We start from the raw sequence: 20,736 nt of genomic DNA on the forward strand, positions 1-20,736 counted from the left end.
GTGTCGGGGTCTCACCCAGTGTCGGGGTCGCGCGCCGCGTCGGGGTACGTCACGACACCGTCGGCACCGACCTTCGGTACAGCCCCCCACCCGCCGAGGACGTGGTGCCTCGGTGCCGCGCCGGTCATCAGGTGCACCACCGTCCATCCCCGCGCGGTCAAGGTGTTGGCGATCAGAAGGCGGTGGCAACGCCACGGCATGGGCTCGGCGCACATGATCGCGACGCGGTGGTCGTGGGCGAGGTCGCTCAGATGCGCCAGCCCCGTCTCGAACGCGGGGGTGAGCGTGTAGTCGGCGTAGTTCTTGAAACTCGTGTTTCTCCACCCGGCGTTGATCTGCGGGTCGATGTCCTTCTGCTTCGGTCGCCGGCCACCGAGTTCGGTCAGGTGCAGGTATCCGATCTCGGCTTCGCCGAGCCATGACGCCATCGCGTCGGCGTCGACGTGCGGACTGCGGCGCGAACCGGGCATCTTGCGTACGTCGGCCACCAGGTCGATGTCTGCGGTCGCAAGCGTGTCGAGCAGGACGGCGGGTGGGCATGTCCAGTGCCCGATCGTCCACAGTGTGCCGGGTTCGCCGCTCATGGCCGGTTCCCTAGGCCTGGTGTGAACCCGGGGCCAGGAGTTCGGCGAGACTCAGCGGCGCAGCGCCGGTCAGTTGCTGGACCGCGTCGGTCACCGCGGCGAGCTCACCGGCGGCGATCGCCGTGTACGTCGAGACCCACGCGTCGAGTTGCCACGCGGGGGCCTTGTACTTGCGACGCGAGGCGTACGCCTGCTCGACCGTTTCCTCCTCGTACGTGGTCGCCCGCCCCGTCACGTCGGTGATCGTGCGCGCGACCTCGCTCAGCGTCATCGCTCCCGGACCGGTCAGGTCATAGGTCCGGCCGGCATGAGCATCGACCCCCGCGAGCACGGCGGCGGCGCTGCGCGCGATGTCCGCTCGTGCCACAGCGCCCACCCGGCCGTCCCCGGCCGGGCCGCGAATCACTCCGTCCTCGTCTGCGAGCGTGGGCAGGAAGTCGAGGTAGAGGGAGTCCCGCAGAAATGTCCATGCCATCCCGGACTCGCGCAGGTACTGCTCGGTGGCCCAATGGTCGCGGGCGAGCGTGAAGGTCGCGTCGGGGGCGGCCCCGAGATACGACGTGTAGACCACGTGCCGCACCCCGGCGGCAGCCGCGGCGTCGACGAAGGTGCGGTGCTGTGTGAGACGGTCCGCGCTCTCGGATGCCGAGACCATGAACAGCACCTCCGCCCCGCGTAACGCGGCGGTCGCGGCCTGGAGGTCGCCGTAGGACGCCTGCACGACGTCGCGGGCTCCGGTCGGCGCGCGCGCAGGATCGCGTACCACCAGACGCATGTGGGTCCCGGTCTCGTCGAGGTGGGCGGCGACAGCGCGGCCGATGTTGCCGGTGGATCCGGTAACCGCGATACGGGTGCTGGCCATGGCAGTCTCCTCTCGCGCCGCAGTCCTCTCGCGCCGCAGTCCTCTCGCGCCGCATTGTCCGAGACAGGGGCCGGGGCGTGGCCTTCGGCGGGTGAGCCGGCGATCTCTCCCGCAACCGTCACACACTACGAGCCGGCAGGAGGTGCTTACGGAGAGCGAATGCTCATCCTTCGGCCCGGGACGGTGTTAGCTTGACGGCATGTCGTTGCCCGAACCACGGTCGCAGGGGGGCGAGCCGGGAGGCCACAAGGGCGCAGAACCCCACGGCGGCTCCTTGGCGGGCAAACTCAACTGGCTGCGCGCAGGTGTACTGGGCGCGAACGACGGCATCGTCTCGACCGCAGGACTGGTCGTCGGCGTCGCGGCAGCTACGACGACGGAACAGACCATTCTGACCGCCGGTGTCGCCGGTCTCGCGGCGGGAGCCGTGTCGATGGCACTCGGTGAATACGTCTCGGTGAGCACTCAGCGCGACACCGAACAGGCCGCATTGGTCGCGGAACGGCGCGAGCTCGAGGTGATGCCGGAAGCCGAACTGGCCGAGCTGGAGGATCTGCTCGAGAGTTGGGGGCTCTCGGAGAGCACGGCCCGGACCGCGGCCGAGGAGATGACCGCCCGGGATCCGCTCGCTGCGCACGCGCAGGTGGAACTGAGGATCGACCCGACCGAACTGGCCAATCCGTGGCTCGCCGCGCTGTCGTCGGCGGTGTCGTTCACGCTCGGGGCGCTCGTGCCGCTGCTGGTCATCGTGCTCGCGCCGGACGGGGTGCGGATTCCGGTGACGTTCGCGTCCGTGCTCGTCGCGCTGGCGATCACCGGGTCGACGAGTGCGTGGCTCGGGGGAGCCCGGCGCGGACGAGCCGTGGTGCGCGTCGTGCTCGGGGGCGCACTGGCAATGGTGGTGACGTACGCAATCGGGCAGATCTTCGACGTAGCGGTCTAGGCCCGACGAAAACGATCCGGCCCGCCCTGCGAAAGGGCGGGCCGGATCGGCCGGGTGGTCCAGGACCGGGAGTCCTGTGAGGTTACGGCTGCAGCAGCACGTTCAGGCCGCGCTCGAAGTCGGCGACCCGCCGCTGCAGGGCGTGGTGACCGCCGTTGACCAGTTCGGAGACCCGAACGATTCCGGCCGTGTCCGCGACCTCGTTGAGATTGCGCGAGGTCCAGTACCAGGCAGCGGTGGTGAAAGCGTTTTCCCCGGTGGCCAGCAGTTCGGGGTGCGAAACGAAGTCCACCCCGGTGTGCTCACTCAGCTTCTGGTAGTTGTGGCGACCCGTGACCTGGATGGCGCCGCGGCCCTTGTACCGCTCGCCGTCTCCCGGCTGGGTATTACCGAGGTCGGCGCGGCCCTCGTAGGCGCGACCGGATGCGTACTCCTCGAACGTGCGGAACGAATCGGACTCGACGGCGAGCTGCGCGATGAACGCCGCCTGACGAACCGGGTTGTCGATACCGTGGCGAACCATCGCATCGTTCAACGGGGCGATGATTTCGCCGATCTTCTCGGGCGGGACGCCCGGCACGATGCGCGCCAGCTCGTCGGGGGTGACCACAGGCGGCGGAGGAGCCAGGGCGGGCTCGGCCACAGGCTCGACCGCTTGCTCGGTTTCCTCGGAGGATTCCTCGGGTTCGACGGTGGTGTTGTCCACCTTCGACCATCCCGAGCCGGTGAGCGCGTCGATGTCGAGCGTCTTGAGCAGGTTGCCGGGCTCCTGGTAGCGGGTGGCCGCAGAGGTGACCGGATTGGCGTTGGCGGTGGCGGTACCGAATCCGACGCCGGCGGTGATGACGGCAGTGGCGGCGATGGCGCACTTGATACGGCGCGAGGGTGAAACAGGCATGAGTCGTGCTCCAAGATTCGGCCGAAAGCTGGGGCTCGGCCCTTTCAAAACGGGACCGCTGGCGTTACCGAAAGGAGATGTTTAAATTCCGTTCCAGCGGTTTTTATGTCACAACCAGGTAACGCCGCAGCTAGGGCGCGTTTCAAGGCATCGTGCCGAAGGCCATTTCAGCCCCGGGGACGTGACAGCCGTCGCAGCCGACCGCGATTCGTCGCCGCCGGAACCGCCCGGAGCGGCCGCTCGAGGTTGCCGCCGCAACGCCGAACCCGTCGTGTTGGGCGCTCCTGGGCAGACCGCGCTTTCGATCCTAATCCGTTCTGCCGCAACATAATTCGGTAGGAGCCCATCGACGTCCGAGCGCCCGGTTCGGTTCGTTCGCAGACTGCGCCTCGACGCGCTTGGTGCTGCCTCCCCGCCCTGCCCGGAATTGGGTGCGGAAGCCGCTTTCCATGGGGCGGCCGTGACCTTTTCGTGCCCGAGGACACAGCGGCGTGAAGGGGGCCGTGACCTGCGGTTGATCTTCGCAGGTGCGTTGCCGGACGCATTCGACGCACCCGTGCGGGTTCGTTGGTCCGGGTGTTTTTCGGGGACCGGCCAGGACGGTGGCGGCGCCGTCTTGTTGCTAGCCTACCGTCCGGTAGGTAGGCTGATGTGCATGCGCAGTTCCCTTGCACTCGAAATAGCCGACCTGGCCAAGTCCTACGGCGCTCGGAGGAACCGATGACCGACGGAACCGACACCCGCACGCAGATCATGGCCGCTTTCGCCGACCAGCTTGCCGGCACCGGCTACGCCGGGATCTCCCTCGTCGGCGTGGCCGGCACCGTCGGAATCAGGAAGCCGTCGATCTACCATCACTTCCCCGGTGGGAAGCAAGACCTGTATCGGGCGGTCGCCCGCGAATTCATCGGCAACCTGCACCTCCGTATCCGGAAGGCAGTCGACACCGAGGGATCTCTGGACGACCGTCTGACCGCACTCGCGGTCGCCTGTTCGGAAGACCACGGGTCCTCCATCTCGTTCGAACAGCGCATCTACGATGCCCTCGACCAGGTGAGCGACACGACTCGCGACGAGATCTCCGCGCTCTACGTCCGCGAGGTGCTCAGTCCCGTGGTCGTACTGTTCGAGGGGGCCGTGGCCGGAGACGAACTCACCGGCGACCCGCAGTTCCTGATGAATGCGTTCCTCCATCTGGCCCGCGCGACGGACTTGGCCGGAGGAGCCGACAATGCACGGCGGATCACGGAGTTGTTCCTGAACGGCGCGCGACCCCGCGCCCGCCCCATGTAAGAGCCCTGTCGGTGTGCGCGCGAGGTGGCTGCGCACGGGGAGCCGAACGCGGAGGTGGTGCGGACACGTGGTTCGGACGGCCCGGTCGTCCCCTGACGGTTCGCCGGTGAGTGGACCGAGAGCTGGGAGGAAGTATCAGGAGATCGGTGCGGGACACTGGCCCGTCTGCTCGCCGATCGAGTTGATTTCGGCGTTGGAACGAGGATCGCCCGCATAGTTGATCTGATTCGTGCAGCGGTCGTCGGGCACAGCGTTGGGGTCGGGTGCGATCTCACCCGACGGGTATCGGCACACGATTCCGTCGCAGACCGGCGCATTCGCGGCGCGTTCACCTTCGAGCACACGGTCGTGTACCGACTGGCAGTAGTCGGTGTATCCGGTGACGGTGCCGTCCGACCAATAGGTTTCGATCGGGCCGAGACCGGTCTGACAATCGACGATGTAGGCCTCCGTGTCGGACACCGGTGGTTCCGATGCGGGCGCCGGCACCTGCGTCGACGGTTCGGCCGTGTCCCACACCGGAGTGGAGGTGGCCGGCGGGGCCGACGGCGGCGGGGGATCGACCGTTGTGGCGACGTCGACGCTCGTGGTGCGCGAAGTGGCCGGTTGCGGCGGATTCGCGGCGTCGTCGGCACCGCAACCCGCAAGTACGGCACAAACGCAGGCGATTACCGCCAGACGCGCAGTGTTCGACATACCACCTACGTCGCCCCGGCCGAAAGAGCCGTTACCACGTTGGCTCGGCGGTCATCCCACCGAGCTGCTTCGGACACGACCCCGGAGGCAGCATCGCGATGAAAAGGCGTCTCCCTCTCCACGGATCCGGGATTCGGGGACGCAGCAGCGTCCCGGCGACGCGGCAGCCGAGAATGTATCTGCTGAGTGCGCACAGCTACCCGAACCGACCCTCCCGGTTGGCTCGTCGAGTAATGGTTACTCTCGGAAGATGGCTGCGAACCCGGATTTCACCCTCAGCGGCGCGAGCACGGCGGTGCCCGGTCTCGCGAGCACCTTCGCTGACGAGTTCGGCGACCTCACGGTGCCGTGGAAGGGTGCACAGGCTCCTGACCCCGCACTGCTTGTGCTCAACGAGCAACTGGCAGCCGAACTTCGGCTCGACGCCGTGGTGCTGCGCAGCGAAGAGGGCGTCGGTGTGCTGTCCGGATCGGCTGTTCCCGACAGAGCCGCGCCGGTGGCGATGGCATATGCGGGTCACCAGTTCGGCGGCTATGCCCCGCTCCTCGGAGATGGACGCGCCCTGCTGCTCGGTGAACTCGCGGGCCAAGGCGGGCGGCGAGTCGATCTGCATCTCAAGGGCTCGGGGCCGACTCCGTTCTCCCGCGGCGGTGACGGGTTCGCCGTCGTCGGCCCGATGCTGCGCGAGTACCTGGTCAGCGAGGCGATGTACGCGCTCGGCATTCCCACGACGCGAGCTCTCTCTGTGGTTGCCACCGGCACACACGTGCCCCGAAACGGACTCGAGCCCGGGGCTGTGCTCGCCCGGATCGCCGCGAGCCACCTCAGGGTCGGGACCTTCGAGTTCGCGGCGCGTCGGGGCGAGGTGCTGCCGCGCCTTGCCGAGTACGCGATCGGCCGCCATTATCCGGAGCTCACCGAACTGCCCGCGACGGGTGACGGCAACCGCTATCTGCGGTTTTTCGAGGCTGTGGTCGAGGCGCAGGCGTCACTGGTGGCGAAGTGGATGCTCACCGGTTTCGTGCACGGAGTGATGAACACCGACAACACGACCATCTCCGGGGAGACCATCGATTACGGTCCGTGCGCTTTTCTCGACGCGTTCGACCCGGCCGCGGTGTTCAGTTCGATCGATCATGGGGGCCGCTACGCGTTCGGTAACCAGCCCGCAGTCCTGAAATGGAATCTGGCGAGGTTCGCCGAAACGCTGCTGCCCTTGATGGCGCCCACCCCGGACGATGCGATTACCGCCGCGACGGGCGTGCTCGACACCTTCGACGAGCGTTACGACGCCCACTACACGACGGGAATCGCCGCGAAAATCGGCGTCGCCGGCACCCACATCGACCGAGCGCTGGTCGACGATCTGCTGTCGTTGATGGAAGAATCGGGCGCCGACTGGACGGGGACCTTCCGTGCTCTCGCCGAGGAACTGCGCGGGCACTCCGCCTCTCTCGACGGCCTCCTGCCCCGGACGGCTATCGGCCCCTGGCTGGAACGCTGGAACGAGGTCCTGGCGCAACAGGGCAGGGGACCGGCGGCGACCGCGGACGCGATGGACGAGGTCAATCCGCTCTACATACCCCGAAATCACCAGGTCGATGCTGCTCTCCGCGCCGCCACCGACGGAGACCTCTCGCCCTTCACGACGTTGCTCGAGGTCGTGACGCATCCGTTCGGCCGGCGCGACGAATGGTCGGACTACGCCGGTCCCGCGCCACGGCAGTTCACCGAGTCTTTTCAGACCTTCTGCGGGACCTGATACGGCAGCTTTCGGGGCTCACGGCGGTCAGCTTTCGACGACGGTGCCGCAGATCCCGCATTCCTCGAACTCCCGGCGATTCCACCGCGCGACCGGGATGAAGAACAGTGTGAACTGCTTGTACACGCGCAGCCTTCGCCACTGGGTTGTGTTGTGGCAGCGCGGGCACGTGCGAGTGTGCCCCTCGCCGAGGTACTGCCGTTTGGTGCCGTAGCCGAAGAGAAAGAACATCGCGTCAGCATAGGCCGATACACTCCCTCTGTGACCGAGGCGACGACCTACAAGTCCGACCTGATCTACCAACTCCAGAGCCTCCGTGAATCGGTTCTGTGGAAACTGGAAGGCCTGTCGGAGTACGACCTCCGCCGTCCGCTGACGCCGACGGGCACGAACCTGCTTGGACTGGTAAAGCATTTGGCGAGTTGCGAATTCGGCTATTTCGGTGAGGCATTCGCACGACGGCCTCCCGTGGACTTTCCGTGGTTACATCCCGACGCTCCGGAGAACGCCGACATGTGGGCGACGCCCGCCGAGTCGAAGCAGTTCATCGTCGACGACCTCTACCGTCGCTCCTGGGAACACGCCGCGCAGACTTTCGACGAATGCGACCTGGATTCGACCGGGCGCGTCCCATGGTGGAGGGATGCACGTATCACCTTGCACCAGGCTCTGATGCGCATGATCATCGAGACTGCGCGGCATGCCGGACATGCCGACATCGTCAGGGAGACCATCGACGGATCCGCGGGATTGTCGGAACGTGTCGACAGCCTCCCTTACACGAACGGCGCCCGATGGCGCGCACACGTCGCACAGGTTCAGGCCGCGGCCGACGCGTTCCGCTGAGTTGGCGGGCACCCGGAATACCGTCGCCCGAGATGCCGTGTCAGCGGGGTTTCGCGATGACGCGGTTCAGGGCGGTGGTCACCGGCTTCGGTGTCACGGTAGTGAGTGCTGCGAGCGACTTTGTCAGCAGCGATCCCGCGACCACGATTCGGTCGCCTCTCATCAGCGCCTCGTACCCGTCTTTCGCGACGACGGAGGGGTCATCCTTGGGAGCCTTGCCCATCACGGTGTCGAGCAGACCCGCGCGCGCGAAGAATTGGGTGTCGGTGGCTCCGGGCAACATCGCCGTGACGGTCACACCGCTGTCGCGCAGTTCGTTGCGCACTCCCTCCGCGAAGGACTGCACGAATGCTTTCGACGCGTTGTACACCGCCTGGTACGGACCGGGCATCTTCGACACCAGCGACGAGGTGATCAGAACACGACCCGACCCGGCTCGCACCATGTCGGCGAGCACCAGACGCGCGAGATGCACCGTCGAGCGCACGTCCAGGTCGACCACCGACAGCAGATCCTCGACATCCGCATCCACGAAGGCGCCCCCAACCCCGGCCCCCGCGTTGAGTGCTGCGGCCGACAGCGGCCGCCCATCGGCGACGACCGCTTCGTAGAGCGCGCGCACACCGTCCTCGGTGCGCAGATCGACCTGGACCGGGTTCACCGAGACGCCCCGCCCCCGCAATTCGCCGGCGGCGTCGTGGATCGCTTCCGACGAGGCGGCGACCATCAGGTCGTAACCGTTCTCGGCAAACAGATTCGCCAGCTCGAATCCGATACCTCGCGAAGCGCCGGTCACCAGCGCCAACGGACGAGTTCCAGCCATGACTTCCTCCTCGAGTCGTGACGTGCTGTGCACGTGTGATGCGGTCGGGTACCCCTGAACCGCGTCCTCGAACGACTGCGATTCTCCGAAGACGGCCGTTTGCGCCGGGGTGCTCGGGGTAGGCCGGGTTTGCCCCATCCCGTGGACAGCCCCTACCCCGCAGACAGGAGCCTTCGTGTCCGTGAACTCCTCTTCGACGAGCGATCCCCGCGACAGGTTGGAGGACGCCGCCCGGCGCGTGTTCGGATGGCAGACACTGCACCCCGAACAACTCGACGCGATGGTGCCGCTCCTCGACGGTCGTGATGTTCTCGCGGTGCTGGCCACGGGTTACGGCAAGTCCGCGATCTACCAGATCCCGTCGTTGCTGCTTCCGGGAGTGACCGTGATCGTGTCTCCGCTGATCGCGTTGCAGAACGATCAGATCGCCTTCCTGGACTCCACGAGTGCCCCGAAGGCAATGGCGATCAATTCCAAGCAACGTGCGGCGGAGAACGAGGCCAACTGGCAGGCGGTGAGCCGGCACGAAGCGGGTTACGTCTTCGTCTCGCCCGAGCAACTCGCGAAGGACGAGGTGATCGAGCGCCTCGGCGACGTGCGCGTCGCACTGATGGTGGTCGACGAAGCGCACTGTGTCTCCGTGTGGGGCAGCGACTTCCGGCCGGACTATCTGCGGCTCGCCGATGCGCTCGAGCGTCTCGGACGACCGCCCGTGGCGGCCCTCACCGCCACGGCCTCGCCCCCGGTCCGCGACGACATCGTCGGTGCGCTGCGCTTGCGCGACCCGGTCGTGGTGGCCGGCGGATTCGACAGACCGAACCTCGATATCGCGGTGCACCGCCACATCGAGGACGCGGAGAAACGTCGCGCGGTCATCGACGAGGTGGTGTCCCTCGAGGGGCCAGGCATCGTGTACGCGGCTACGCGCAAGGACACCGAGCGCTACGCGGAGAGTCTCGCCGAACGCGGCATCCGCGCCTGTGCCTATCACGCCGGCATGCCCGCGCAGCAGCGCCACGACGTGCACGAACGATTCCTCGACGGCACCTGCGAGGTGGTGGTGGCGACCTCTGCGTTCGGCATGGGGATCGACAAGCCTGACGTTCGGTTCGTCGTCCACGCGTCCGTGCCCGACTCGATCGACTCCTACTACCAGCAGATCGGACGTGCGGGCCGGGACGGGGAGCGAGCGACCGTCTCGATGTTCTACCGGACGGAGGATCTTTCCCTCGCCACCTTCTTCACCACGCACTCGCCGGACGACGACTTGATCTCGCGGGTGTTCGCCGTGGTTCGCGCATCGGGCCCTGTGCGGCTCGGACGGATACGCGAGGAACTCGGTGACCGAGGGCGGCGGCTCGCGAACGCGGCGAACCTCCTGGAGCGGGCCGGTGTGATCGTCGGAGGTCGCCGTGGGTTCATCGCTGCCGATCTCACTGCGCGCCGGGCACTCGAGCGTGCGAGGGACGCCGCGGAAGCCGGCGAACGCTTCGACCGGTCACGTGTCGAGATGATGCGTGGCTACGCGGAGACACGTGGTTGCCGTCGGCAATTCCTGCTGGGCTACTTCGGCGAGACAATCCCCGACCCCTGCGGTACGTGTGACAACTGCGTGGCCGGGGTCGTGCCGGACCTTGCACCGGACGCCGGATCGACCATCGCCGGCGAACCGCTCTCGCCGGAGACGCCCGTCGTCCATGAGCACTGGGGCCGGGGCGTGGTGCTGAGTGCCCAACACGACCGCGTCACCGTTCTGTTCGACACCGAGGGATACCGCACGTTGTCGCTGGATGTGGTGGACGAATCCGGAGTGCTGACGGTCGCCGAACCGTGAGCACCCCGAAACTCACGGGCCGGGGCGCGTACGGGTGTCAGGCTCCGCGCTCCACCCCGCGATCGGGTGCGCTCATGTCGCCGGTTTCCGGTGTGCCGTCGGCGAGTTCGTAGCGCAGATAGACGGTGCCCTTCGGATCGGCGACCGGTGGCGCGAGGAGGGTGAGGTTCGTGGGCACCCCGCCGCCGTCGAACAGCTTCTTCCCGACCCCCAGCACGATCGGGTGCACCCAGAGGTCGAGGCGGTCGTAGAGTTTTTCGCGCAGGAGGGTCTGCACCAGATTCAGGCTTCCGACGACCTTGATGTGCTCGTGCCGGTCGCGGACCTCGCGCACCGCGGCGACCAGATCGGGCCCAAGCTTCGTGGACCCCGCCCACGACAGGTCGGGGTTGCCGCGGGAAGCCACATACTTCGGAACCGAATTGAACAAGGTGGCGATCTCGCTGTCCTCACCGCCTTTCTGGTGGGGCCAGTATGCGGCGAACACGTCATAGGTTCGACGACCGAGAAGGAGTGCGTCCGTGCCCTCGTACGCGGCACCGATCTGCGCTCCGGTCACCGCGTCGAGCAGGGGTGCCTGCCAGCCGCCGAACGGGAATCCTTCCGGGTCCTCCTCGGGGCCGCCGGGCGCTTGCCCGACGAGGTCGAGCGTGGTGAACAGTTCGATCTCGATGAGGCCCATGCCCCCACCTCCCCGTCGTAGTTCCTCGGTCGAAGAAGTAGACCGCGGCGGGTAGGCATACTCATCGCACACTCGGCATCTTCTTGTATCGGTGCAGCCGAAGCGCCGGAACGGAACTTGCTCCTCACGTATTCTCGGCCGATGGGACTACTCCGGTACTCCATCAACATCACTCTGGACGGATGCTGCGATCATCGCGCGGTGCCTGCGGAGGAAGAGTTGCAGGGGTTGCACCGCCACCACACCGCGAACCTCGAGCGGGCCGACGCGCTGCTCTTCGGCCGCGTGACGTACGAACTCATGGAGTCGGCGTGGCGATTGTCGCCGTCGTCGGCAGAGAATCCCGAATGGACGGACCCGTTCGCCCGGACGATCGACGCAGCGAAGAAGTACGTCGTGTCGAGCACGCTCCCGAGTGTCGACTGGAACGCGGAACTCGTACAGGGGGACCTGGCCGAGGCGGTGCGGAAACTCAAGCAGGAAGCGCCCAACGGTCTGTTCGTCGGAGGCGTGCGACTCCCGCTGGCGTTGGCCGAACTGGGGCTGATCGACGAGTACGAGTTCGTGGTGCAGCCCAGGGTCGCCGGCCACGGACCGACGTTGTTCGCGGGGTTGTCGAAGCCCCTCGAATTGCGCTTCCTGGACCGGCACGAATTCGGTGCGGGCACCGTGGCAATGCGATACGAACCGCGCCGGTAACCCTCGAGGGGTGCATTGCTCGACACAACCTGCGATCCTGTGCCGTGACCCGTTCGAGTTGCTCGGGTCGTCCGGCGAACAACCCTGATTGCGGTGAACGATGGCGAACGATCATGACGACACGGCCCGGGCAGCACGAGGGCGTGCCGCCGCGATCGCGATCTGGCTGGCAACATTCGGAGCGGTGCTCGCGATAGGTGGCGTGGTCGTCGCTTTTCGTCCGGACATTCCCACGACTGTGGGCGGCTCGATGATCGCTGCAGGACTGGTCTCGGTGGTGTTCTTCGGTTATCGCGCCCGGCTGAACAACCCGTAGGACGTGTCGGCGCTAGTCGGCTTTCTTCCGCTTCTTCTTCCGCTGCTTGCGGGAGCGCGCGCGTGGCGGACGCCGGGCGGGTGTTTTCGGTTTCTCGGCCTTGTCGGTGGCGCCGTCCGGCGCGGTGGTCGAGTGTTCTTCGAGAAGCGAACGCGCCATCTCCTTGCGGAGACTGTCCATGAGTTCGGGTGAGCGGAGGAGAAACGTGGCCTCCTGCAGCGCGAGATATCGCTTCTTCGAGATCAGCACTGCCTCATGGTGTTTCCCGGTAATCTCGACCGCGACGGTGTCGTCGTTGACTTCGCGCACCAGCGCACCCAACCGCTCGCGAGCGAACTTGACCGTGGTTGCTCGCACTCCCGCCGACTCCATTCCCCTGCTCGACCGACCCCCGGCACCCTCGTGCCCCGGACCGGAAACAGTCCGGGGACACGACGCGGCGCATCACACCGTTGCAGGGCCACTGTATAGACCCGGGACGAATGCGCGGATCGGACGTGCTCATGCCGCCGGGGAGAGTCAGGGAGCGACGAAACCTCCGATACCGGGGAGCGACGGTTGTCCGGCATTGGGGTAGCCCTCGGCCCCGACGATGGCGACGGTGATGGCGACGGGTCCCGATCCGGTGTCGACCGTGGGCGCATCGGGCAGTGAACCGTATGGCGTGCAGGGCCGCAAGCTCGTGGAGCCGCTGGTGCCGTTCGCCAGATTCACATAGTTGATGCGGACGAGCGTGAGCGCAGCGCTGGTCCAGCACGGGGCGTCGCTCACGGGCAGGGTGAAGGTCGTCCGGCCCTTTCCGGGAGACGAGGCGTTCACAGAGGAGAAGAGCAGATCCGGAAGTCCGAGTCCGGTGATCTGCACGCCGACAGCGGGAATTTGGTAAACGGAGATCGGAGCAGAGGTCAGCGTGGGGCCGATTGGGTCGGCTGCGGCGGCGGGCGCTCCCGCTACCGCCACACCGGCGGCGGCGAGCGCCGTACCGGTCAGAATCGAAAGCCGTGTGGAGACGCGCATGGTGTTTCCTTTCGGTTCGGTGAGATTCGATCCGGAATAGGAGAGCGGGTGTTCGGTGATGCCCCGACGAGGCCGGTGGGTATTGCGGAGACCGATCCGTGCGGGTGTGTCATGCCCCGATCATCGTGGGAAATTCGATGTTCATTACACAATCGGCGAAAATTGCCGGGGTTTTCTTTGGCCCGGACGGGGTTTCGGATAATGAGCCGGCTTCGGTAGTGAATCGTGGAATCCACGCCGGCACATTTGCGATGTTCGCGAAACTAATTGCGTACCTACTTCGGTCGCCGAATTCGCACTCGCCGCACGGAGATCGGTTCGCTGGGCCTGCTGTACCAGGGGCGATCCGATCTCCGTGCGGTGACTGTGGAACCGGGCCCGCCGCCTGCACGTGGCTAGACGAATTCGAGTGACCCCTCCACCGGCTGCGCCACCTTCCGGGTACCGGGGGATCCCAACGCAATTGCGAGGTCCGAGCCGTCGTGCTCAGCCAGCAGTTCCCCGCCCGACCACACCAGCAGCGTCGCGGCAACGGTGTGCTCGGCGACCGAATGCGACAGGTCGTAGTGCGCGCAACCGGGAACACCGGCGTACGTGATCCACAGGTCGAATCCGGTCATGAACAAGTCCAGGTCGAACTGCACACACAGACTGAGCAACTCGCTTCGCCCTGTGTCGTCGACGCCCGCGAACGCTTCGTCCAACGCCAGCAACCGCGGCGCATGCGGATCCGCGGAATCGAGCATCACGTGCGCCGCCGCGAACAACGGCAGATGCAGCGACACCGACTGCTCACCGCCCGACAACGCCGAATGCCGCGCAGGTGTGAGTTTGTCGTCGCTCCCGTCCGCGCCGATGAGACTGAACGAGAACACCCGCCAACGGCGGTAATCGAGGGTCGTGGCCAGGATTTCCGGGTAGGAGCGCTCCGGATGCGCGGCTCGTTCCGCACGGATCCGGGATGCGAAGTGCGCCCGGATGCCGGCGAGGTCGTCCGCCGACAGCGCCGCAGCGTCGCGGTCGAGCAGTTTGCAGACCGCGCGCGCCGGGTCGTCCAGATCGTCCGCGAGCACCCAGTGCACGCCGATCGTGTTACCCGAGGACATGTGCCGCTGCCGCATCTCGGCGCCCATGCGTGCGATCAGATCTCGTGCGTCGACGGTGCGTTCGTGGATCTGCTGGGACAGAGCCGCCAGCAGGGCATCTTCGAGGATGCGGCGCTCGGAGTCGGTCAGCAGCAACTCCTGCTCGCGACGCGCGTGCGCGATGCGCACCGCGAACTGCCCGACCGACGAGTACCCCTGTTCGTCCTGCACCTGCACCACGGTCAGCCCGTCGGGTGCATCCCACTGCAACCGGTAGTCCTGACTACGCGCGAGTTCCGTATCGAACTCCTGCACGGCAGCGGTGAGCGCGGTGCGCGTGGACTTGCGAGCCGATTCACTGGCGGTGACCGTGCCCGTTGCTGCTGCCAGCGAGCGGAAGAGCGCCTGCACCTCGGACGGGAAGACCGGAACGTCAGCGTCGGGTTCCGCATGCTGAATCCGGTACAGCAGTTGGTCGGTGTCCAGCCACGCCGCGGTGCTCGCGGGCCACGCGTGCGGGTGCTCGATCCCGAGGAGCGCCAGCAGGTCCGGCCGCGCGAAAGGCGCCAGCCGCTCGGCGTCGGCGCGGGATTCCGCCAGCGCCGAACGCAGGGTGTCCTCGGCGGCGGTATGCGCGGCCTCCGACTTGCCGATCCGCTCGATGGCCGCTTCATACGCTTTGCGCGCGGCACGCTGGGAGGTCTTCGCAGACTCGATCCGGGCCCGAGCCTGTTCGAGTTGCACGTCGATCCGGTCGGCGCCGGCACCGAGCGCGTCGCGCAGTGTTTCGAGTTTCTGTCGCTGGGCGGTGAACGACTCTTCGGAGATGGCCGATTGTTCGGCGGCTTCGTCGGCGACGCGGCGTGCCTCGTCGAGCCGCACCCGCGCTTCTCGTACCCGCTCGCCGGTGGCGGCGTGCTCTCGCAACGCCCGCAGCAGGGCCTGTCCCTGCGAGCGGAAGTGCCGCACCGCAGCGTCCAGGCTGTCGAGTTCCTGCGGGAGGTGGGGCGCGCGATGTCGTGCGGCGGTCGAGCGCAGGTGCTGCTGCCGGGTAGCGAATTCCGCCAGTGCCTGATCGAGATCGCGGTCGGCGGCCGCAGCCGCCTCGGTGGACGTCCGCAGTGCCCCCGCGCACTCGGTGACCTTCCGCAAAGCGGCAAGCACCGACCCGGTGCGGGGCACCGCGGCGGCGGCCTCGTCGAGCCCGGTCAGCCGGTCCCCGAGGAGGCGATGCTGCTCGCGCAACGACTCCGCCGTCGAACGTGCTTCGGCGACCGCACGTTCGAGTTCCGTGACCCGTCGTTGTCGCCGGCGTGCGCGGGCCGTCGCCCCGATGAACTCGGCGTGTGTCTTGACGTGCCGGCCCACCTGAGTGCCCTGCCGGAAACCGCCCTTGACATCCACCGACACTGCGACCCCGCCGGCCGGTGTGGACGTCAGCGCGATCGACTCGAGCACGGCGGCGACATCGCGCTCGGGAACCTCCGTATCGGGTTCGGGCACCAGCACATCGGCCAGCGTCGGCCCGGACGGCCGATGCGGCGCCGGCACCGCGACGAGGAACTGTTCCGACTCGGTGGCAGGCAACTCGCCGGTACCCGCCCAGATCCACCCGTCGAGCACGTTCGCGGCCTGCAGGGCCGCCTCGATTCCGGCTGCGTCCGCTGCGGTGACGTCGTCGCGGAATCGCACCAGACGCCACAACGGAGCGCCCGGCAGCGACTCCCGGCTTCCCGTCCGCGCCGGGAACGGCGGGGGAGCGTCGTCGTGTTCGGCGTCCACTTCGGTCCGCTCGGCGTCGAACTCCGCGATCCGCACCCCGAGCGCGTCGATCTCCGACGTGAGCGTGCGTCGCCGGAACCGGAGTTCCTCGAGCGCGGGGGCCGTGTGGATGCCGAGCACGGAGGCGGGTGTCGCGGCGTCGTCCTGCCCGGCGGCCGCGATCGCGGAGTCCAATGCGTCGAGCAGATCCGGCGAAATACCCTCTACCGCATAGCGTTCTGCATGTTCTGTCCACCATGTTCGCAGGTCGGCCGCCGTCTCCGCTCGCGTCAGTGCGACCACTGTTTCCGCCGCGTCCACCGCAGCGGCGGCCGACTCGCGTTGCGCGCGACTGCGCGTCGCCGCGGCCTCCGCACGCGTGCGCGCTGCCGCAGCGGCGTCCACGCTTCCGGTGGCCGCCCGCACCGCCCGCACGTCGGCGTCGCGTTCTTCCGCGTGTGCGTCGAGCGCGGCGACGAGCCGATCTGTTCGATCGAGATGTTCGGCACCGTGCCAGTCGATGCCCGCGTCTTCGGCGGCCTCGTGAAGTGCATCCTCGCAGCGGGTCCGCGTCGACAGTGCTGCGGCGAGGGCGGACTCGGCCCGCTCGAGTTCGTCGGCACGCTGCGCGACCGCGCTCTGAGCCCGCTCTGCCTGCTCGGCCTGCACCGCGGTGGTGCGTTCGAGGTTCGCGACCGCCTGCGCGAGGTCGTCGAGTTGTTGTTTGCCCTCGTATGCGCCGGAGCGTTGCAGGGCGTCGAGATTGGCGCGGGCCTGTTCGAGGTCGCGCTCGGCCACGGCGAGGGTTTCCTCGGCCTGTGCGCGAGCAGCGGCGGCCCCTTCTCTGTCGGCGACGGCAGAGCGCAACGCCTCGACTGCGGCCCGGACCGTCGCGAGACGCATCCCCACCTGGTCGACCTCCGAGCGTGCCTGCTGCCGGAGGTAGTTCGAGTACACGGCGACGAAACTCTGCGCCGCGTCGTCGGCGGCGGCCAGCGATTCGAGCGTCCGCGCCACCTCCTCCATGTCGGAGAACGACCGGGCAGCCTCGACCAGCAGTTGGTCGTCGAGTGGGCGGAGACCGTCGGTCAGCGCCTGGGACAACCCCTTGGGATCGAGGTTCTTCGCCAGCTGCGGGCGTCGCAACGTGAGGATCAGGTTGATCAATTGGTCGTATCGCTGCGCCCCCAGCCCGAACATGCGCGCATCGATGGCCGCCCGGTACTCCACCGGCCGGTCGGTGACCGCGTCGGCGCCGACTTCCTCGATCAGCTGCTTCCGGGTCAGCGGCCGGTCTTCGGTGTCGAGCAACGAGAAGTCGACACCCACGCGTCCGTCGACGACGAAATACCAGCGCGTGACCTTGTCGTTTCCCCGCGTGGCGCGCATGCCGATCCCGACCGTGACGGCCTCCGGGTCCTCGGCCCGGCCGCGGCAGAACTCCATCCACACGTAGGAATACGCGCTGTCCTGCCCCTGGTACAGCAGGTTCGAGCGCATGGTGCGCTCTTCGCCCGCGAACGGGTTGAGCCGGCGCGGTTCGATGCGCCCGTCGAACACGAACGGGAACAGCACCTCGAGGGCCTTGGTCTTACCCGACCCGTTGGGGCCACGGAGCACCAGGCGCCCGTCCGCGAACGAGAACTCTTGATCCCGGTAGTCCCACAGATTGATGATTCCGGCGCGGGTGGGCCGGAAACGGGCACTACTCATGACTCTCCGTCTCGCTTGTCTCGTCCGGGAACAGGTCGATCTGCGGATCTCGTTTACGCACACTGACGGTCGCGCCCCGGAACCGCGCCGACGCGGGCAGCGCGAGCACGCCACCGGGCACCCGGGCGACGAGGTCCAGCTTCGCGAGCAGAGCCACCGCCGCGTCCGTGAGGCCCGCCGGATCCGCCTGCCACTGCGCCGCGAAGGTGCGGCCGTAGGTGTCGACGAGCCCGCGGATGGTGCTCGCCAGCCACGCATCGTCGACCATCGGGTGCTCGGGCCGGACGCGCGCTCCGGCGAGATCGTCTCCGTGCGCGCGGTCGGGTGGGCCGGTCACCGCCAACGCGGTGAACACCCCCGGGCGTGGAATCGCTGCGTCCACCGCCGCGACGAGAGCGTCGTGTTCGTCGGCGGGGAGGGGAAGTCGCGCCGGTGCAGGCAGATCCGGGTCGAGCACCCGGTCGCAGATCTCTCCGGCCAGCAACAGTGCCACCTGCGCGACGGTGCCGGTGCCGGGGAACCGCACGTCCGACAGGCGACCGGAGGTGTCCACCAGGGCCACGCCCTCCGCACGCCGCTCCGCCACCAGTCCGGTGAGCACTTCCAGGTCGGCGGTGGTGCGCGGCAGCGCGAGCTGCACTGCTTCGGCGTCGTCGAGTCCCTCCGCGTAGACGACGGGACGCTGGATCAGAGCGCGACGAACCCGTCGCGTGGCCTCGGCGGAACGCCGCCCGTCGGACACGTGGGCGCCGCCGGCCGGGTCCGCGAGCAGACCGCGCACCGAGTTCAGGTGCTGCAGGGCCAGCGGCGGACGGAACAATGCCGCCACGACCGACCGGTCGATGTCGTAGAGAGCTTCGCCGCTGTCGGGATCGCTCGCCCATCCACCCGCATCACCGTCGGCGAGGGAAATCGCCCCGCGCGCCGCGAGCCAGGCCACCGCGTCGACGAAGGCGTCGCGGTCCGTCGCCCTGTCGGTGGCCAGATCCACTCCGTCGATCCGGGAGGCATCGGCGGCTACGTGGCCGGCCAGTTCGGACAGGCTGATCTGTCCACCTGCGCGGCCGAGCGCCGCAACGGCCAGTGCGAGGTAGGCATACCGCCGCCGGTCGAAGGGCCGGTCGGTGTGGGTGGCGGTACCAGCCCCCGGGTCGAGCCGGTCCAGCACGGTGAACAACCTGGCCGTCGTTTCGGTCACCTCGAGCCGGTAGCCGAGTGTGTCGAGCAGGTCGTCACGTAATTCGGTGGCCCACCGCCGCAGCAACGGCAGGGCGGTGCGGTCGGGGAACGTCGAGGTCACCAGGTGGTGGGTGAGGATCAGGCGGGCCGCGCGCTGGTACGAATCGAGGTCGAGCGGCGCGATGGTGCGTGCTCTCACTGCACGTCCACGGTGAGAGCGTCCAGATACAACCGTCCGCGTGCGGTGCGCACCACCGTCGATTCGGTGCTGGGACGCAACGTGAGTTTCACGCCGTGCTGCGTACCGGACGTTCCGTCGCCGCAGACGCGTCCGCTCACCGGTACACGCGCCGACAGCGCCGCGTCGATGAGGCTGAGCAGCACCTCGGTCTCCGGTTCGGTGAGTTCACGGTCCCGCACCCCGCCGGACGCGAGGGACCGCGCCGCGTCGGCACGGCGTCGCTGGTTCTCCCACTGCACTTCACGCAACCGCCGCACGGCCGCGTCGTTGCGGTGCACCCGGCCGGGCGCACCGGCAGACGGTGTCCGGCCCGTTTCGGCCAGCGTGCGGGAGATCTCGACCGGCGGTGCGTCCCACCACGACCGGTTGGCGGGCACCACGTCGGCGTCGGAATGCGGCACCGAGAAATGCCGGGGACGGCCCAGGTCGAACACCGCCCCGAACAATGCGTGCGCGGCATCCTCGCTGGGCGCGGCAGCGAACCATCCCGCCAGGTGCCGCAACTGCGACTCCCGGCTCACTCCGCCTCGGCGGGTCTCGGTGAGGCGGCGCAGCAGCGCCAGCACCGCCGCGATCGCACTCATCGTGCCCTCCCGCAACCGCTCGGATTCGCTCGGCGCCGACCCCATGCCCGCGAACCAGTGTTCGAGCCCGCGCCAGCGCTGGCGCCAGTCGGCTTCGCGTTCCTCGTAGGAGAGCAGGACCCTTTCGTCGTGCGCCGCGGCGAGGGCAGGTAGCCGCGCGGCGCCGGTGGCCTGGACCCGCGCGAGGGCGGCGGTGAGCTTCGGCGCGTACCGGGCGAGGTCGGAACTGAACTCCCGCATGTGCGAGAGCAGCGCGTCTTTGTGGGTGAGAAACACTTCGGGTGTGATCTCGGTGGTGCGCACCAGGTCACCCAGGACGAGGTAGAACCGCGCGGCCCGCTCCGCCATGTCCGACAGGGTCGCATCGAGGCGGTTGAGTTTCCGGTACACGAGTTCGCCGTCCCCGGCGTCGTTGGCATCGGCGAGTTCGGTCAGATCGGCGAGGAGATCGGCCAGCGCCAACCGGGACAGCGCGACATCGTGCCCGCGACCGGTCAGGACGTCGTCGACGGCACGGAAGGCATAGAACCCTTCCTGCCCGAACTGGTAGACGAAGTGCCGGTTGCGGTACTCCGCGAGGGTGGCTGCGCGGGTTCCGTCGTAGCTGCGTTCGAGCACGCCCCACGCGTGCAACTGCTCGAGCAGGGGAGCGATCTCCGACGAGGTCAGTGCTGCCGCCGGATCGTCACCGCTGATGCGGCCGAGCACAGCTTCGACATCGGCTGCGTGCAGCAGCACCACGTAGTTGGCGCGGGCATGATCGAACGCCCGGAGCACCCACAGATATTCGGTGCGTTTCTCGGCGGTCGCAAAGGAGAACAGCCGGAGCCGGCCGTGCCGCACCGTCGGGTCCTCGACCGTCCGGGTGCCGGATCGACCTGTTTCGTTCACCGTGACAGGGTAGGCGGACGGGCGCCC

The 20,736-nt window shown here is 67.9% G+C and carries 19 protein-coding genes; 7 read left to right on the plus strand and 12 right to left on the minus strand.

All coding sequences use genetic code 11. The features are described 5' to 3' along the window. Positions 1 to 11: 11 nt before the first annotated feature. Together ACFWBU_RS05600 and ACFWBU_RS05605 are read right to left on the minus strand one after the other, a co-directional pair. Positions 12 to 584 (minus strand): DUF488 family protein, encoded by a 573-nt coding sequence (locus ACFWBU_RS05600; protein WP_378527743.1) that lies wholly within the window; start codon positions 582 to 584, stop codon positions 12 to 14. A 10-nt stretch (positions 585 to 594) separates the two neighbouring features. Continuing rightward, positions 595 to 1,446 carry an SDR family oxidoreductase gene (locus ACFWBU_RS05605; RefSeq protein WP_378527744.1) on the minus strand — a complete coding sequence of 284 codons (852 nt, stop codon included), beginning with the start codon at positions 1,444 to 1,446 and terminating at the stop codon, positions 595 to 597. 199 nt (positions 1,447 to 1,645) lie between these two features. Between ACFWBU_RS05605 and ACFWBU_RS05610 the strand changes: the two genes are divergently transcribed. Further along, entirely contained in the window at positions 1,646 to 2,389 is a 744-nt protein-coding gene (locus ACFWBU_RS05610) for a VIT family protein (protein ID WP_169652102.1), read from the plus strand. A gap of 82 nt (positions 2,390 to 2,471) precedes the next feature. On the opposite strand, the gene ACFWBU_RS05615 is transcribed toward ACFWBU_RS05610, so the two are convergent. Beyond that, complete coding sequence (locus tag ACFWBU_RS05615; protein WP_378527746.1) at positions 2,472 to 3,287, minus strand: glycoside hydrolase family 19 protein; 816 nt, start codon at positions 3,285 to 3,287, stop codon at positions 2,472 to 2,474. 720 nt (positions 3,288 to 4,007) lie between these two features. On the opposite strand from ACFWBU_RS05615, the gene ACFWBU_RS05620 reads away from it, so the two are divergent. Next, the gene (locus tag ACFWBU_RS05620) at positions 4,008 to 4,580 is read left to right on the plus strand and encodes a TetR/AcrR family transcriptional regulator (protein ID WP_378527748.1); all 573 of its coding nucleotides are present in this window, start codon (positions 4,008 to 4,010) and stop codon (positions 4,578 to 4,580) included. Between the two features lie 135 nt (positions 4,581 to 4,715). Here ACFWBU_RS05620 and ACFWBU_RS05625 read toward each other — a convergent pair whose 3' ends face one another. Further along, positions 4,716 to 5,276 carry a hypothetical protein gene (locus ACFWBU_RS05625; RefSeq protein ID WP_169652053.1) on the minus strand — a complete coding sequence of 187 codons (561 nt, stop codon included), beginning with the start codon at positions 5,274 to 5,276 and terminating at the stop codon, positions 4,716 to 4,718. Positions 5,277 to 5,526: 250 nt separating this feature from the next. Here ACFWBU_RS05625 and ACFWBU_RS05630 point away from each other — a divergent pair, with 250 nt between their 5' ends. Continuing rightward, a complete protein-coding gene (locus tag ACFWBU_RS05630; RefSeq protein WP_378527749.1) occupies positions 5,527 to 7,038 on the plus strand; it encodes a YdiU family protein in 1,512 nt (503 codons plus the stop codon). Positions 7,039 to 7,065: 27 nt separating this feature from the next. Here the strand turns inward: ACFWBU_RS05630 and ACFWBU_RS05635 are convergent, their stop codons facing one another. Beyond that, positions 7,066 to 7,269, minus strand: coding sequence for a zinc-ribbon domain-containing protein (locus ACFWBU_RS05635; RefSeq protein WP_378527751.1), 204 nt, complete (start codon positions 7,267 to 7,269; stop codon positions 7,066 to 7,068). Positions 7,270 to 7,299: 30 nt separating this feature from the next. Here ACFWBU_RS05635 and ACFWBU_RS05640 point away from each other — a divergent pair, with 30 nt between their 5' ends. Beyond that, the gene (locus ACFWBU_RS05640; RefSeq protein ID WP_169652097.1) at positions 7,300 to 7,884 is read left to right on the plus strand and encodes a DinB family protein; all 585 of its coding nucleotides are present in this window, start codon (positions 7,300 to 7,302) and stop codon (positions 7,882 to 7,884) included. Positions 7,885 to 7,924: 40 nt separating this feature from the next. Here ACFWBU_RS05640 and ACFWBU_RS05645 read toward each other — a convergent pair whose 3' ends face one another. Further along, positions 7,925 to 8,707 (minus strand): SDR family NAD(P)-dependent oxidoreductase, encoded by a 783-nt coding sequence (locus ACFWBU_RS05645; RefSeq protein WP_378527752.1) that lies wholly within the window; start codon positions 8,705 to 8,707, stop codon positions 7,925 to 7,927. A 181-nt stretch (positions 8,708 to 8,888) separates the two neighbouring features. On the opposite strand from ACFWBU_RS05645, the gene ACFWBU_RS05650 reads away from it, so the two are divergent. Continuing rightward, on the plus strand, positions 8,889 to 10,541 hold the full coding sequence (locus tag ACFWBU_RS05650; RefSeq protein WP_378527753.1) for a RecQ family ATP-dependent DNA helicase: 1,653 nt from the start codon (positions 8,889 to 8,891) through the stop codon (positions 10,539 to 10,541). 37 nt (positions 10,542 to 10,578) lie between these two features. Here ACFWBU_RS05650 and ACFWBU_RS05655 read toward each other — a convergent pair whose 3' ends face one another. Further along, positions 10,579 to 11,223, minus strand: coding sequence for a dihydrofolate reductase family protein (locus ACFWBU_RS05655; RefSeq protein WP_378527754.1), 645 nt, complete (start codon positions 11,221 to 11,223; stop codon positions 10,579 to 10,581). A gap of 141 nt (positions 11,224 to 11,364) precedes the next feature. Here ACFWBU_RS05655 and ACFWBU_RS05660 point away from each other — a divergent pair, with 141 nt between their 5' ends. Both ACFWBU_RS05660 and ACFWBU_RS05665 read left to right on the plus strand, forming a co-directional pair. Further along, entirely contained in the window at positions 11,365 to 11,922 is a 558-nt protein-coding gene (locus tag ACFWBU_RS05660; RefSeq protein WP_169652093.1) for a dihydrofolate reductase family protein, read from the plus strand. 100 nt (positions 11,923 to 12,022) lie between these two features. Then, entirely contained in the window at positions 12,023 to 12,238 is a 216-nt protein-coding gene (locus ACFWBU_RS05665; RefSeq protein WP_169622235.1) for a hypothetical protein, read from the plus strand. 12 nt (positions 12,239 to 12,250) lie between these two features. On the opposite strand, the gene ACFWBU_RS05670 is transcribed toward ACFWBU_RS05665, so the two are convergent. From ACFWBU_RS05670 to ACFWBU_RS05690, 5 genes are all read right to left on the minus strand, one after another. Continuing rightward, entirely contained in the window at positions 12,251 to 12,595 is a 345-nt protein-coding gene (locus tag ACFWBU_RS05670; protein WP_296549655.1) for a type II toxin-antitoxin system Phd/YefM family antitoxin, read from the minus strand. 162 nt (positions 12,596 to 12,757) lie between these two features. Next, entirely contained in the window at positions 12,758 to 13,255 is a 498-nt protein-coding gene (locus tag ACFWBU_RS05675; protein ID WP_240952574.1) for a hypothetical protein, read from the minus strand. Positions 13,256 to 13,650: 395 nt separating this feature from the next. Beyond that, positions 13,651 to 17,814 (minus strand): TIGR02680 family protein, encoded by a 4,164-nt coding sequence (locus ACFWBU_RS05680; protein ID WP_378527755.1) that lies wholly within the window; start codon positions 17,812 to 17,814, stop codon positions 13,651 to 13,653. Further along, positions 17,807 to 19,192: a TIGR02678 family protein gene (locus ACFWBU_RS05685; RefSeq protein WP_378527756.1), complete on the minus strand. Its 1,386-nt coding sequence runs from the start codon at positions 19,190 to 19,192 to the stop codon at positions 17,807 to 17,809. The genes ACFWBU_RS05680 and ACFWBU_RS05685 overlap by 8 nt, the downstream gene beginning before the upstream one ends. Then, positions 19,189 to 20,661, minus strand: coding sequence for a TIGR02677 family protein (locus tag ACFWBU_RS05690; protein WP_378527791.1), 1,473 nt, complete (start codon positions 20,659 to 20,661; stop codon positions 19,189 to 19,191). The genes ACFWBU_RS05685 and ACFWBU_RS05690 overlap by 4 nt, the downstream gene beginning before the upstream one ends. Positions 20,662 to 20,736 lie beyond the last annotated feature (75 nt).

Source organism: Rhodococcus sp. NPDC060084 (genome assembly GCF_042730335.1).
Classification (GTDB): domain Bacteria; phylum Actinomycetota; class Actinomycetes; order Mycobacteriales; family Mycobacteriaceae; genus Rhodococcus.